16 protein-coding genes are annotated in these 13992 nt (G+C 63.6%); 12 read left to right on the top strand and 4 right to left on the bottom strand.

Annotation, left to right across the window (positions count from 1 at the left end; all coding sequences use genetic code 11):
• The first annotated feature begins 503 nt into the window (after positions 1 to 503).
• The 5 genes from I6F38_RS41770 to I6F38_RS41750 all read left to right on the top strand — a co-directional run bounded on the left by I6F38_RS41770 (position 504) and on the right by I6F38_RS41750 (position 6390).
• Positions 504 to 1727, top strand: coding sequence for an ABC transporter substrate-binding protein (locus tag I6F38_RS41770; protein WP_076833190.1), 1224 nt, complete (start codon positions 504 to 506; stop codon positions 1725 to 1727).
• A gap of 94 nt (positions 1728 to 1821) precedes the next feature.
• On the top strand, positions 1822 to 2697 hold the full coding sequence (locus tag I6F38_RS41765; RefSeq protein ID WP_050424320.1) for a branched-chain amino acid ABC transporter permease: 876 nt from the start codon (positions 1822 to 1824) through the stop codon (positions 2695 to 2697).
• Between the two features lies 1 nt (position 2698).
• Complete coding sequence (locus I6F38_RS41760; protein WP_028345331.1) at positions 2699 to 3625, top strand: branched-chain amino acid ABC transporter permease; 927 nt, start codon at positions 2699 to 2701, stop codon at positions 3623 to 3625.
• Positions 3626 to 5104 (top strand): ATP-binding cassette domain-containing protein, encoded by a 1479-nt coding sequence (locus I6F38_RS41755; protein ID WP_225164487.1) that lies wholly within the window; start codon positions 3626 to 3628, stop codon positions 5102 to 5104.
• A 41-nt stretch (positions 5105 to 5145) separates the two neighbouring features.
• Entirely contained in the window at positions 5146 to 6390 is a 1245-nt protein-coding gene (locus I6F38_RS41750) for an ABC transporter substrate-binding protein (RefSeq protein ID WP_225164486.1), read from the top strand.
• Positions 6391 to 6576: 186 nt separating this feature from the next.
• Here the strand turns inward: I6F38_RS41750 and I6F38_RS41745 are convergent, their stop codons facing one another.
• Together I6F38_RS41745 and I6F38_RS41740 are read right to left on the bottom strand one after the other, a co-directional pair.
• Positions 6577 to 7791 carry an FAD-dependent oxidoreductase gene (locus I6F38_RS41745; protein WP_225164485.1) on the bottom strand — a complete coding sequence of 405 codons (1215 nt, stop codon included), beginning with the start codon at positions 7789 to 7791 and terminating at the stop codon, positions 6577 to 6579.
• Between the two features lie 83 nt (positions 7792 to 7874).
• Positions 7875 to 9509 (bottom strand): thiamine pyrophosphate-requiring protein, encoded by a 1635-nt coding sequence (locus I6F38_RS41740; RefSeq protein WP_225164484.1) that lies wholly within the window; start codon positions 9507 to 9509, stop codon positions 7875 to 7877.
• 425 nt (positions 9510 to 9934) lie between these two features.
• Here I6F38_RS41740 and I6F38_RS41735 point away from each other — a divergent pair, with 425 nt between their 5' ends.
• On the top strand, positions 9935 to 10099 hold the full coding sequence (locus tag I6F38_RS41735) for a Flp family type IVb pilin (RefSeq protein WP_016841801.1): 165 nt from the start codon (positions 9935 to 9937) through the stop codon (positions 10097 to 10099).
• Positions 10100 to 10129: 30 nt separating this feature from the next.
• Here I6F38_RS41735 and I6F38_RS41730 read toward each other — a convergent pair whose 3' ends face one another.
• Together I6F38_RS41730 and I6F38_RS41725 are read right to left on the bottom strand one after the other, a co-directional pair.
• Positions 10130 to 10357 carry a hypothetical protein gene (locus I6F38_RS41730; RefSeq protein WP_225164483.1) on the bottom strand — a complete coding sequence of 76 codons (228 nt, stop codon included), beginning with the start codon at positions 10355 to 10357 and terminating at the stop codon, positions 10130 to 10132.
• 54 nt (positions 10358 to 10411) lie between these two features.
• Positions 10412 to 11389 carry a Ku protein gene (locus I6F38_RS41725; protein ID WP_026192523.1) on the bottom strand — a complete coding sequence of 326 codons (978 nt, stop codon included), beginning with the start codon at positions 11387 to 11389 and terminating at the stop codon, positions 10412 to 10414.
• Between the two features lie 254 nt (positions 11390 to 11643).
• Here I6F38_RS41725 and I6F38_RS41720 point away from each other — a divergent pair, with 254 nt between their 5' ends.
• The 6 genes from I6F38_RS41720 to I6F38_RS44150 form a co-directional block, all read left to right on the top strand.
• Positions 11644 to 11796: a hypothetical protein gene (locus I6F38_RS41720; RefSeq protein WP_016841798.1), complete on the top strand. Its 153-nt coding sequence runs from the start codon at positions 11644 to 11646 to the stop codon at positions 11794 to 11796.
• Positions 11797 to 12216: 420 nt separating this feature from the next.
• Entirely contained in the window at positions 12217 to 12375 is a 159-nt protein-coding gene (locus I6F38_RS41715) for a hypothetical protein (RefSeq protein ID WP_225164482.1), read from the top strand.
• A 161-nt stretch (positions 12376 to 12536) separates the two neighbouring features.
• The gene (locus I6F38_RS41710; RefSeq protein WP_225164481.1) at positions 12537 to 12734 is read left to right on the top strand and encodes a hypothetical protein; all 198 of its coding nucleotides are present in this window, start codon (positions 12537 to 12539) and stop codon (positions 12732 to 12734) included.
• A gap of 170 nt (positions 12735 to 12904) precedes the next feature.
• Complete coding sequence (locus tag I6F38_RS41705; protein WP_057020207.1) at positions 12905 to 13183, top strand: hypothetical protein; 279 nt, start codon at positions 12905 to 12907, stop codon at positions 13181 to 13183.
• A 55-nt stretch (positions 13184 to 13238) separates the two neighbouring features.
• Positions 13239 to 13655 carry a hypothetical protein gene (locus I6F38_RS41700; protein ID WP_225164480.1) on the top strand — a complete coding sequence of 139 codons (417 nt, stop codon included), beginning with the start codon at positions 13239 to 13241 and terminating at the stop codon, positions 13653 to 13655.
• Positions 13656 to 13755: 100 nt separating this feature from the next.
• A partial coding sequence (locus I6F38_RS44150; RefSeq protein WP_225164488.1) for a GDP-mannose 4,6-dehydratase occupies positions 13756 to 13992 on the top strand: 237 nt, incomplete at its 3' end.

The raw sequence follows: 13992 nt of genomic DNA, 5'->3' as shown, positions 1-13992 counted from the left end.
GGCTGCATCGCTGGCGCTCCTTCGAATCAAAGCGCCAGTGAGAGAATCATACAACATGCTGCAGAGACGCCACTTCTTGCTGCACCGAGTCAATCTGTCGCGCCCCAAAACCGTGTAGACACGCTAGCGCTTTCGCAGGGACGGCACTGAGCTTGTCGCACGGCCAGCGGGCAACAATCCGCGTTCTCGCGACATGAATTGCCCGAGCCGTGCTTTTCGTTCCGCTCTCTCCGCTTCGCTCGCCCCGCGTAATTTGCGCAGCGGGGAATGACGATCTGAGCGATCGGTGCACCACCACTTTATTCCCCCGCTGCCTCATGTTTGTTCATTTGGTGAGCGCCGACCCACTACTTTAGTCGCCGTCCTTGCATGGCGATCTGCGCGCAGTTTCACTTGCTGCGCATTTTGTCGCGGCTATAGTCGCGCCCCAAGAGCTCGAAGCAGCCGAAGAAAAAGAGGAGAGAAACAGGGTGACAAGAACATCGCGACTCCCCGTGCATGCGATGCAGAAACTTGCAGGAGCGGCCGTGTTGGGCCTGTTGGCTGCGGCGCCCAGCGGAGCGCTGGCTGCCGACACCCTCAAGATCGGCGTGATCGCCGAGGCGCAAGCGATTGCCGGTGCATCGATCCCGCAGGCGGCGCAACTGGCCGCCGACGAGATCAACGCCAAGGGCGGCATCGACGGCCGCAAGATCGAGATCGTCAGCTACGACAACCACTCGTCCTCGGCGGATTCGGTGCGCGCGTTCCAGCGCGCGGTCAACGAGGACAAGGTCAACGTCGTCATTTCGAGCTATATCAGCGAAGTGGTGCTGGCGCTCGAGCCCTGGGCTTCGCGCCTGAAGACGCCGTTCGTCACGCCGGGCGCCGCCTCCAACGAGATCAGCAAGAGCGTCCACGCCGATTACGAGAAGAACAAGTACACCTTCCACGGCTACCTGACCTCGGCCGCGCTGGCGCTGTCGGTCTGCGACGCCGCCAAGGAGCTGCTGGTCGATCAGAAGCACATGAAGACCGCGGTCATCATGAGCGAGGACGCCGCGTGGACCAAGCCGCTCGATGTCGGCTACGAGGAATGCCTGCCGAAGATCGGGCTCAAGGTCGTCGACCATATCCGTTTCTCGCCCGACACCACCGACTTCACGCCGATCTTCAACAAGGTCGAAGGCTCCAAGCCCGACGTGATCATCACCGGCATCTCGCATGTCGGCGTGCAGCCGACGGTGCAGTGGAAGAACCAGCAGGTGCCGATCCCGATGTTCGGCATTTCCTCGCAGGCGACCAATGAGACCTTCGGCAAGGACACCAACGACGCGGCGGAAGGCGTGCTGTATCAGGGCGTGTCCGGCCCGAACGTCGCGGTGACGCCGAAGTCGGTGCCGTTCGCGGAAGGCTTCAAGAAGCGCTACGGCAACTATCCGTCCTACGCGGGCTACACCGCCTATGACGAGGTCTACTACATCGCCGATGCGGTGAAGCGCGCCGGCTCGGTCGAGGCCGACAAGATGGTCGATGCGCTGGAGAAGACCGACTGGGAAGGCACCATCGGACGCGTCCAGTTCTACGGCAAGGACGATCCGTTCACCCATTCGATCAAGTACGGCAAGGGCCTGATCACCGGACTGATGCTGCAGTGGCAGGGCGGCAAGCAGGTCGCGGTCTGGCCGAAGGAGGTCGCCAAGAGCGATCTCAAGTTCCCGAGCTTCATCAAGGTCACCACGAACTGACTGATGATCATGCTCCCGGGCCCCACCCGGGAGCATCCCTGTTCGGTTCTGTGTCCTCCACAACAGGCAGCCCTGCTGCCGCGGCCAATCTGAGATGCTTGCCTTACAAATCCTGATCGATGGCTTTGCCATCAGCGCGCTCTATGCGCTCGGCGCCACCGGTTTCACCCTGATCTTCGGTGTCTCCGGCGTCCTCAACCTCTCCCACGGTGCCATCATGGTGGCCGCGGCGGTCGCGGCCTGGGCCGCGGCCAGCGTGCTGCACCTCGACATCTACACCGGCGCGCTGTTCGGTGTCGGCGTCGCGTTGATCGTGTCGTTCGCGACCTATTTTGCGGTCGTCAAGCCGATCCAGAATTCAACGCGGATCCCCAATGAGGAGAAGGAGATCTTCGTCCTCACCGGCACGTTGCTGTGGGGCATCATGATCCAGGAGCTGATCGCCTATTTCTTCACCAACAACGCCAAGACGGTGCTGCCGATCGTCGAGGGCGTGGTCGATATCTTCGGCAACCGCACGCCGCGCAACAATATCTTCACCGCGCTGGTCTGCTGCCTCGTGATCGGCCTGCTGTGGCTGCTGGTGAACCGCACCAGGACCGGCAAGGCGGTGCTGGCGGCCTCGATGAACCCGCGCGGCGTCACGCTGCTCGGCCTCGAGCTCACCCAGATCTACATCGTGGTGTGGGGCATCTACGGGATTCTCGCCGGCATCGCCGGCGTGCTGCTCGGCATGTTCCTCGGCGTCAGCTCCTACAGCGTCGGGCCGCTGACCGCGAGCGCGTTCTCGATCGTCGTGCTCGGCGGCCTCGGCAGCGTGTCGGGCTCGCTAATCGCAGCCTTCGTCGTCGGCTATCTCGAGACCATCACGGCCTACATGATCTCGCCGGCCTATCGCACCATTCCGGCGCTGCTGCTTCTGGTGTTCGTGATGTATATCCGGCCTCAAGGCCTGCTCGGGAGGCGCTGAGATGGCCAGCTTCTTTTCCTCGCGCCTGTTCTTCATTTCGCTGGTCTGCGTGGTGGTCGCCGCGACGCTGCCGTTCTACGTCTCGGGCTACATCCTCGGGCTGCTGACCGTCGCCTTCTATTTCGGCGTGTTCGCGATGGCCTGGGACCTCTTGTTCGGCTTCGCCGGCGAGGTGAATTTCGGGCCGACCTTCCTGATCGGCACCGGCGCCTACACCGCCGGGATCCTCAACAACCAGTTCGGCTGGTCGGTCTATGTCTGCATCCTGCTCGGCGCGCTGGCCTCGGTCGTCGCGGGCTTCGTGCTGGCGCTGCCGGCGCTGCGGGTGAGGGGGCCGTATTTCGGCCTGACCACGCTGGTGGCGGTCTTGATGCTGCAGAACTTCGTCGTGGTGTTCGCCGATCTCACCGGCGGCGAGATCGGGCTCACCATCCCTGACGTCATCACCATCAACGCCGGCGCCAATTACTGGATCGCGCTCGGCTTCATGACCGTGAGCGCGGCCATCCTGTACGGCCTGTCGCAATCGCCGGTCGGCCTCGTGCTGCAGGCGAGCGGGCAGGATCCGGTGCAGGCCGGCGCGCTCGGCTTCAACATCGTCAAGCACAAGCTCGCGGCCTTCATCGTCAGCGCCTTCTTCTCGGGACTGTCGGGCGCGCTGCTCGTGTTCTACTTCGGCACCGCCTCGGTCGGCACCGTGGTCGACGTCGCGGTCGGCGTGAACGTGATCGTTTCCGCCGTGCTCGGCGGCCGGCGCACCGTGCTGGGAGCCGCGCTGGGCGCGATCTTTCTGATCGTCGCCGGCGAGTTCCTGCGTCCGACCGGCGAGCTAGCGACCTTCATCGTCTCGGCGGTGGCGCTGCTCGTCGTCCTGTTCTTCCCCGGCGGTTTCCTCGGAGCGGCCCTGTCACGCGAGGCGCGCTCTTAAATGGATCAGACTGTGACCACAGCAACGCTCACCGTCCGCGGATTGACCAAAAGATTCGGCGGCCTGACCGCCGTGAAGAACCTCTCGTTCGATCTGCATCCCGGCGAGATCCTCGGCCTGATCGGGCCGAACGGCTCGGGCAAGTCGACCGCGATGAAGAGCGTGATGGGCATCGAGCGCCCGACCGCGGGCGAGGTGCTGTTCGAAGGCGAGAATGTCGCCGGGCTGCCCGCGCACAAGATCGCGCGCAAGGGTTTTGGCATGGTGTTCCAGCACTCGCGGCCGCTGAACCGGCAGACCGTGCTGGAGAACATCATGGTCGCGCTGTTGCCCGACAGCCTGTTCATGCTGTTTCCCGACAAGGCGCTGACCGAGCGCGCCAAATGGATCGCCGAGCGTGTTGGCCTCGGGGCGGTGATGGACCGCCGCCCGCCGACGCTGCCGTTCGCCGACCTGCGCCGGCTGGAATTGGCCAAGGCGATCGCGCGCGACCCGAAGGTCGTGCTGGTCGACGAGCCCTTCGCCGGTCTCACCAGCGCCGAGGTCGGCACCTTCTCCGCATTGATCCGCAGCTTCCGCGACGAGGGCCGCGCGGTGATGCTGGTCGATCACAACGTCAAGAGCGTCGCGGCGCTGGTCGACCGCGTGCTCGCGATGTATCTCGGCGAGGAGATCACGACCGGCCGCGCCGAGGATGTAATGAAGAACGAGACCGTGCGGCGGGTCTATCTCGGCGGCGCGATCCAGACCCATGCGCGGCCCGAGACCTCGTTCAAGGACAAGGTGCCGCTGCTGCAGGTCGAGAATGTCAGCGTGCATTACGGCAAGGCGCAGGCGCTGGAAAACGTCTCGATTCACGTCCATGAGGGCGAGTTCGTCTCCGTCGTCGGCCTCAACGGCGCCGGCAAGACCACGCTGTTCAACACCATCTCGGGTTTCCTGCCCTATACCGGCGAGATCCTGCGCGGGGGCGAGAAGCTGCGCGGCACGGGGCCTGCGAAGATCGCCCGCTCAGGCCTCGTGCAATGTCCGGAATCGCGCGAGCTATTCGGCGAGATGACGGTGCGGGAAAATCTCGACCTCGGCGGTCAGCATCTCGACGATGCGGCGAGGGCCAAGCAGCTCGCCTGGTTGTTCGAGCTGTTCCCGATCCTGAAGGAGCGTCAGGGCCAGATGGCGCAGACGCTGTCCGGCGGAGAGCAGCAGATGCTGGCGATCGGCCGCGCGCTGATGATGCAGCCGCAGATCCTGATCCTGGACGAGCCGACGCTGGGGCTTGCGCCGGTTATCCTCGAGCTGCTGTCGAAGGCGCTGGAGAAGCTGCGCCAGACCACCAAGATCACGGTGCTGCTGGGCGAGCAGAACGTGACGTTTGCACTTCCGCATGCCGACCGCGTCTATGTGCTGGAGCACGCGCGGATCGTCTGGGAGGGCGATCCGGGCCGGTTCGCCGCGGAGGCCGGCAAGGACTTTCTCTGACGTTCGCAGTTTGAAAAGAAGAAAGCAAAACAAGGGAGATCATGATGACGGCATATTCAACCGCGGCCCGCGTGAGCCTGTTGGCCTCGGCGCTCGCGCTCTGCCTCGCGGCGCCGGCCTATGCGCAGTCCAAGGACCCGATCAAGATCGGCATCATTGCCGAAGTACAGTCGATCGCGGGTGCGGCGACGCCGGGCGGCGCGCAGATCGCAGCCGACGAGATCAACGCCAAGGGCGGCGTGATGGGCCGCAAGATCGAGATCGTCACCTACGACAACAAGAGTTCGTCGGCGGACTCGGTGCGCGCCTTCCAGCGCGCGGTGAGCGAGGACAAGGTTTCGGCCGTGATCGCGAGCTACATCAGCGAGGTCGTGCTGGCGCTCGAGCCGTGGGCTGCGCGGCTGAAGATGCCGCTGATCACGCCCGGCGCCGCCTCGAACGAGATCACCAAGGCGATCCACAACGACTATGAGAAGAACAAGTACACCTTCCACGGCTACCTGACCTCGGCCGCGCAGGCGCAGCTGGTCTGCGACGCGGCCAAGGAGCTGTTGGTCGACCAGCTCAAGTTCAAGTCGGTCGCGATCATGAGCGAGGACGCGGCCTGGACCAAGCCGCTCGACGTCGGCTACGAGGCCTGCCTGCCGAAAGCGGGCCTGAAGGTGGTCGAGCACATTCGCTTCTCGCCCGACACCACCGACTTCACGCCGATCTTCAACAAGATGGAAGCCGCCAAGCCCGACGTGATCGTCACCGGCATCTCCCATGTCGGCGTGCAGCCGACCGTGCAGTGGAAGAACCAGCAGGTGCCGATCCCGATGTTTGGCATCAGCGCGCAGGCGCTGAGCCCGACCTTCTGGGGCGACACCAACGGCGCCGCTGAGGGCGTGCCCTCGCTCGCGGTGGCAACGCCGGACGTTGCCGTCACGCCGAAGACCAAGCCGTTCGCGGCGGCGTTCAAGGCCAAGTTCGGCACGCCGCCGGCCTATACCGGCTACACCGCCTATGACGAGGTCTACATCATCGCCGAGGCGATCCAGCGCGCCGGCTCGACCGATCCGGACAAGATGGTGACCGAGCTCGAGAAGACCGACTTCGAGGGCACGATCGGCAAGATCCAGTTCTACGGCAAGAACGACGAGTTCACCCACGGCATCAAGTCCGGCCCGGGCGCCGTGACCGGCCTCGTGTTCCAGTGGCAGGGCGGCAAGCAGATCACGGTCGGGCCGAAGGCGATCGCCGAGGGCCAGATGAAGTTTCCGAACTTCGTGAAGCTGTCGCAGTAGCAGACGTACTCGCCGTCATTGCGAGGAGCTCGCGACAAAATTGCGAAGCAATTTTGCGCTGTAGCGACGAAGCAATCCATCTATCCCGGCGTGGAGGGGTGGATTGCTTCGCGGAGCCTGTCATCCGGCGGCGCTTCGCGCCGACCGGGTGGCTCGCAATGACGATCGGCGAATGTAAGTCCCAAACTACTTGCGCGTCGGCGGCGCCGTCTGGATCGTCGGCGCGGCCGCCGCGAGCAGCGCGGCGCGGTCGCCGTTGCGTGGCGGATAGATGCGCTGCTGGTTGATGGTCTGCTTGGTGAGCTTGGCGGCGGCGCCTGTGGTGTGCACCTCGCGGTCCCAGCCGGTGGTGTAGAGCGCACCCCAGGCGCCGAGATCGAGCACCGTCACATACCAGTCGATATTGAGCTGCAGCAGCTTCTCGCCAAACAGGTCCGCCACCACATTGTGGCCGGCGAAGCGGCCCATCGGCCGCGCGAACTGGCAGGACATCACCGTCGGGTGCTCGCCGTCGATCAGGCAGGCGGCGACGTCGCCGGCGGCGAAGACGTCCGCAAGGCCTTCGACGCGCATGGTGTGGTCGACTTTGATCCGGCCGAGCGCATCGCGCCTGGCCGGCAGCGAGGCGGCGAGGGGGCTTGCGCGCATGCCGGCGCACCACACCACGGTTTTGGTCGGAATGATCTCGCCGCTATCGAGCGTGATGCTGTCGGCGCCGACGGCACTGACCCGGACATTCAGCCGCGTCTCGACACCGAGCGCGGCCAGCGCCTCGTTGATGACCGGGCGGCCATGCGCGCCGAAGGTCGCGCCGACGACGGGATTGGGATCGATCAGGATGACCCGATGATCGCCGGTGATGCCGGCGTGCGCCAGCTTGGCCGGCATCTCGGTCGCGACCTCGATCCCGGTGAACCCTGCGCCGACGACCGCGACGCTCGCGCGTGCCTCTGACGGCGGCTCTTTACCGAGCGCCGCCAGATGCGCGTCGAGCCGCATCGCTGCTTCATACGTGTCGACATCGAAGCCGTGGGCGGCAAGGCCCGAGATGGCGGGGCGGACCAACTCGCTGCCGGTGGTCAGCACCAGCCGGTCGTAGCTCAGAACCTCCGCGCCCGCGCTGGTCTTGATCGTGACCGCGCGCGTCGCCGGATCGATCGCCGCGACCTCGGCCACCCTATGCCTGACGTCGACCGGATCGAGCAGGTCCTTGAGCGGCAGCGCGACATCGCCGAGATCGACCTCGTAATTGCGCACCCGGATGTTGTGATAGGCGTTGCGATCGACGACCAGGATCTCGGTGTCCGCTGCTCGCGCACCGATCTCGTCGCGCTTGCGGGCTGCGCCGAGCGCGGCCCATAGCCCAGCAAAGCCGGCCCCCAGCACCAGGATGCGCGCCATCTCTCCCTCCGAAGTTGCACCGGAGGGAGCTTGCCTGCGCTGGCGCGGTCAAATCAAGTGGCAGAGCGGCGTGTGAGGTGCCGTCACGTCCCCGGCCGCGACACCTCGGTCTCCTTGCTGGTGATGAATTCCAGCAGCACCGGCACGCCTTCCTTGGTCTTCTGGATGCCGCGCTTGATCGCGGGGATGATGTCCTCGGGCTTGGTCACCCGTTCGCCGTAGCCGCCGAAGGCGCGGGCCATCGCGGCGTAATCGCCGGAGATGTCGGTCGAGCGGTATTTCTCGGTCGAGATCGGCATCACCTTCAATTCGATCGCCATCGAGAAATTGTTGAGCAGGATCGACATGATCGGAATCCGCTCGCGCACCGCGGTCTCGAAGTCCATCCCCGTAAAGCCGATTGCGGCGTCGCCCCAGACATTGATGCAGAGCTTGTCGGGCTTGGCGAGCTTGGCGCCCATCGCAAGGCCGAGACCATAGCCGAGCTGCGTGGTCTTGCCCCAGCCGATATAGGACAGCGGCTCGACCGACTTCCAGAACGGCGAGAGCTGGTCGCGCGGGCTGCCGGCGTCGTGGGTGATGATGGTGTTGTGGATGTCGACGGTGTGCTGCAGGTCCCACAGCACGCGGTAGGGATTGAGCGGCGCGTCGTTGTGCGTCAGCTTCGGCATCCACTTGGCGAGCCACTCCTTGTGGGAGGCGGCGATCTCCTCGGCGACCGCGCTTGCGTTGCGGTCCGAGGTCACGGTCTTGCCGATCTCCTCCAGCAGCGCGTCGAGCACCAGGCCGGCGTCGCCGACGAGGCCGACCTTGGCCTCGACATCCTTGTTGATGTGGTTCGGATCGAGCGTCGAATGGATGATGGTCTTGCCCTTCGGCATCGCGATGCCGAATGACGTCTCGGTGAAGGAGCAGCCGATGCCGAAGATCACGTCGGCTTCGGAAAGAAATTTCGGCACCGGGCGCGGCACCGCGAGGCCGCCGGAGCCGAGCGAGAGCGGGTGCGTCTCGGGGAAGGACGACTTGCCGCCGAGGCTGGTGGTGACCGGGGTCGCGAGCCGTTCGGCGAGGCGCTTCAGCTGCGGCCAGGCCTTTGCATAGTGCACGCCCTGGCCGGCATAGATCACCGGACGCTTGGCGCCAACGAGCAGGGCGGCCGCTTCCTTCACATGGACGGGGTCGGCGCCGTAGCGGGTGCGCAGCACCGGCGTGTAGTTCAAGGGCTCCGGCACCTCCTCGTTCCACATGTCGGCGGGGATTTCGACGATGACCGGCCCGCCGCGGCCGTTCTTCAATTTTGTAAATGCCCGCCGAAAGATGTTGCAGACCTCGGCTGCGATGTTGATCGGCTCCGACGATTTTGAAAACGCCTTCATCGCCTGGCTGGAATTGAAGTTCGGGTCGATATTCGCCAGTCGACGCGCATAGCCCATCGGCAGCACCAGGACGGGCACGGATTCGCCGTAGCACTGCGCGACGCCGCCCATCGCGTTCTCCGCACCGGGGCCGTGCTGCATGCAGAAGGCGCCGATCTTCTCGCCCGAGGTGACGCGGGAGATCGCGTCCGCCATGTGCACGCCGATGCGCTCCTGGCGCACCATCACCGGGCGGATGTCGGCATTGGCGGCGTATTCGATCAGGTGGTTGACCGGGTAGCCCGTGAGGATCTCGATGCCTTCGCGCTTCATGATTTCCGCGATCGCGGTGCCGAGCTTCATGACGGTCACTCCCTTTGCATGCGGCCAGTTCGTTCCAGCCTCGTTGTCGCCTGTCCGATAAAGGAACAGGATTCCGAGGCACCGGTAAAGCGCGGCCGGGGCCGGATCAGGTAGTCCTGATATGCGTTTACGATTGGAGCTGTTTCCGGTCAGACAGGATCAGAACGGAGCTCTTAAATTCTTGTTTTGACGCGTTTTCTTTGCGCGAGCCGGTGTCCACTTCGCTGGAAAGCGCTTTGGTCGCGGCCCGGTGCCTCGCCCGGCGGCAACCCGATGCAGGCAGAACTAGCAGGGAAATTCGCTGCAACTTTTAAGCGACCGTTCATCCTTTCCCTCAATGGGCCGTCAACCAATGTGGCCTAGTTTGGCCGGCATATTACTACGGCGCGGGAGAAAAAGCCGCGAGCGTCGGACAGGAGCTTTTCATGCGCGCGTTGATGGCAAGGTTTCTGCGTGATGAGGTCGGGGCGACGGCCATTGAATACGCCATCATCGCCGGTGGCATCAGCATCGTGATCGTCGCGGGCGTCAGGGGCATCGGCACCAGTGTAAGCGGCCAATTCAATGCCGTCAGTTCGGCATTCAAGTAAGCGCTGCCGGCAGTTCGCCATTTTCCGGATTCAGTCGTCCCCATTCAACGCGCGCAGCATCGCGATGCGCGCGAACATCAACCAGCCGGCACCTTGTTCCGCCGCATTGATCAGATGCTCGACCGCGATCTGCCAGCGCGTCTCCTGCTGGGTGTCTTTCGATAGCTTCATGATGTAGTCGGCAGCGTGCTGCAGCGTCACCAGCGTGCCGCCGCGATGCAGCGCGATCGGTTCGTCAAACGGCGTCGACCAGGGCATCTCGACCGGGACATCTCAGGCGCTGTGGACCGGGCTCATCTTGCGGTCGCTGCGCTAGCCTGCCTTCTTGCGCGCCGCGGTGCCCTGGGCGCGCGTTGTCTTCTCGGCCTTCTTCGGCTCGGGTTTGGCGGCCTCCTTGGGCTCGCGCTTGCCGCTGCCCGAGATCGGCAGCAGCATTTCGCGCTGGCCCTCGATGCGCTTCTTCGGCTTCTTGCCCTTCGCGGCCTTTGCCTCGGCCTTGGCGGGCGCGGCCTGCTTCTCGTTGGCAAGGCTCTTCTTCAGCGCGTCCATCAGGTTGATGACGTTGCCGCTGGTCTTCGCCGCGGGCTTGGCGACCTTGATGCCGTTGCGCTTCTGGTTGATCAGGTCGATCAGCGCCTGCTCGTAGCGGTCCTCGAACTCCTCCGGATCGAAGTCGGCGGACTTCTGCTCGACGATGTGCTTGGCGAGATCGAGCATGTCCTTGGTGATCTTCACATCCTGGATGTCGTCGAAATACTCCTTCTCGCTGCGTACCTCATACGGGTAGCGCAACAGCGTGCCCATCAGCCCGTTGTCGAGCGGCTCGAGCGCGATGATGTGCTCGCGATTGGTCAACACCACGCGGCCGATCGCGACCTTGTTCAGGCTGCGGATGGTCTCGCGGATCACCGCAAAGGCGTCGTGGCCGACCTTGCCGTCGGGAACGAGGTAGTAGGGACGGATCAGATAGCGGCTGTCGATCTCGCTGCGCGGCACGAATTCGTCGATCTCGATGGTGCGGGTCGAATCCAGCGCGATGTCGTCGAGCTCTTCCTTGGTGACCTCGATATAGGTGTCGGTGTCGACCTTGTAGCCCTTCATGATGTCTTCGGTGGAGACTTCCTCGCCGGTCTCGGCGTCGACCTTGGCGTATTTGATCCGGTGGCCGGTCTTGCGGTTGATCTGGTTGAAGGAGACCTTTTCGGTATCCGATGTCGCCGGGTACAGGGCAACCGGGCAAGTCACGAGCGAAAGGCGCAAAAAGCCCTTCCAATTGGCGCGAGGGGCCATGGGGGAAACTCCAATTACGCAACCGACGGAACGGTCAAGGATAACACCGGGAACCCCAGTTTGAAACAACACGGCCCGGTGAATTTCGCAACGGCGTTAACCGTGTCCTCGCGCTGCGCCAGTTTGACGCGGCGGGCGGGACTGCCGTCGACCCAGCCGTCAACGCGCTCGGAACATCGCTCCCGATCACGCGTTGGCTGTCGAAGGGGCGCGGCAAACGCCGGAATTACAGGCACTTAAGCAAAGAGGTTGCCATGGCAACGGAACGACACGGCCAAATCGTCGAAACCCCGACCGAGGCGCGGCAGGCCGAGCCTGGACCTTCGGTTCTCGCGCTGCTCACGGCCTCGACAGGGCTGGCCGTCCTGATCCTCGGCATTGTCTGGTTCGCCTTTTTCCGCGTGTGAGGCGATTATCATTGGTTGACCGCGTGCGAGGACTTGATTGTTAAACTGAGGGGCGGGGCGAAGCGGGCAGATTGCTCCCGGTAAAAATCCGTTCGGTCGATCGCGCCGACCTCCGGCGCGCGGCTATCCTGCATACGGGCAACGTCGCATGGTCAAGCTGCACGACCGTCGTGATCGACGTATGTGACGTCGATCGGACCAGGACCAGACGTGGAAATTCCGGTGCGCGGGCCGCCGCGATCGCCGACGTCGAATTCCTGATCGTGTCGAACGGAATTTCCACTGCGCGATGATGTGCGGCGTGGCGGCGTTTTGCAGCGATGATCTGTGATGCGCAAGGCGAACGGCTGCGGCGACGCGTCACGAGATCATCGAAATTGACTGCTAGCTGATTTGAATCAGATACGCCTTGAGCCTGAGATGTTCTACTCGCAAGAAGAAAAAAACTCGTTGCTGGCGCGCTTCAAGGAGAAAAGCGTTTCAGGTGCCTTCGTCGGACTGACGGTGCTGGCGATGGCGGGGTGGATTTATCTTCTCAGCTCGATGTTCCTGAAATTCATGCTCTGGTGGTTCTCCTGAGACGTTCTCTCGCGAGAACAATTATTGTCGATGCCTGATCATTGTTGCGTCGTTCGATTGCACAAAAATTCCAGCGGCTGAACAATCTTTCGGCGCGTCCAATCATGATGTCGTCACAACTTCGAATGTTAATAACATCGGGGCGAACGTGGACGGTTGTGATGGTTTCTCCTGCTCTGGTTCTCGCGGCGGTGTTCGTCGCAGGTTTCTTCTCCGGTTTCGCCGCGCGCTCGTGGCGGTCGCACAAGCGCCGCGCGCAATATCGGATCTATGCACCGTATGTGGCGCCATCAGCCGCGAAATCGTCGAGGCGGGAACAGCCGGTCAGTGCGTTCGGCCACATGCGTCGCGCGTTCTAGCGGAGTAGTTCGATCGAGGTAACGCGATGGTGTGCGGTGAGTTGGGGTTGGCTGGCAACATGCAATCGGTCATCATGTCCGCGTCCGTTGCGGCAAGGCGGGTTGGTTGCATGCCAGCGTGCGCCTGATCTCGTCGCCAGCCCCGCGGATCGCAAGGGAACTTTCACGTCATGAGTGATCTCAGGGGGCATTCGCCAAGGCGGTATGTCGTCGATGTCAGTGGCAAGCGCGTGCTGGTCGGGCTGACGCTTGAGGAGACGTCGGAGTTCGAGGACCTGGACTCCTCGCTGCCGGGACTGGCGGACGGGCACGATAATGGGACGGGCCTGGTGCCGTCAGCCGGTGAGGGACGGTGGCTTGAGCTCTATGACAAGCACGACAAGGCCTGGATCAAGTGGAAAGCCGACCTGAGAGCCGGGCATGAGGGCAATTCACCCTTTTTTAACTAAGACCGGGCGATTTTGACCTGTGCTGCCTCAATGGGCCCGAACCGGATACTGACAGATGTTTCAGCTGTTTTTGCGGTCTCGCGCGCAGGACCTGATCAAATCGCGGCGCGGCGAGGAAGGTTTCAAGGCACGCTCGGCCGAGCGCGATGCCGAGACCGATCGCGCCCGGATCGGATCGATCATGGCCGCGATCGAGGCCGCGTTGCAGGCGGCCGAAAGCGAGCAATCCGGTCTTGGCCGCCGCGTCGATGATGTTCTGGCCCGTGCCGCGGTGACTCTCGGCAACGGCACCGACGAATATCTGGAACGGGAGGCGCTTGACAACTATCATCAAGACCTGTTTGACGCCGAGATCTCCAACGGCCAGCGCCGGCTGAAGGAATTGGCGACCGAGATTGCGCACTTCAAGTTCATGAAGGCCGCAGTCCTGAGCCGCTTTCCGGAGTACAAGCCTCCGGGCGCCAGCAACTGACGCCTGGCGGCGCGCAACGCGAAGGCAGCTGCGGCTGCCGCGTGTAACGGCTTATTCGAATGGTCCGGCGCAAGGCGAAAGGCACAGGCAAGCCGTGGTGATTGCAGGCAATCTACTCGTCACGGGCTGCGCCGGCTTCATCGGCTTCCATCTGGCGGAGCAGCTGTTGCGGGCAGGGCAGCCGGTCATCGGCATCGACAATCTGAACGGCTATTACGACCCGGCGCTCAAGCGCGCGCGCCTCGATCTGCTCAAGCAGCACCGTGGCTTCACCTTCGTGGAGCTCGACCTCGCCGACCGCGCCGGCATGAAGGCGCTGTTCGAGCGTTATCGCTTC

The sequence above is a fragment of the Bradyrhizobium sp. BRP56 genome, assembly GCF_020194035.1.
GTDB lineage: Bacteria > Pseudomonadota > Alphaproteobacteria > Rhizobiales > Xanthobacteraceae > Bradyrhizobium > Bradyrhizobium australafricanum.
This window is presented reverse-complemented; position numbering and strand designations above follow the sequence as displayed.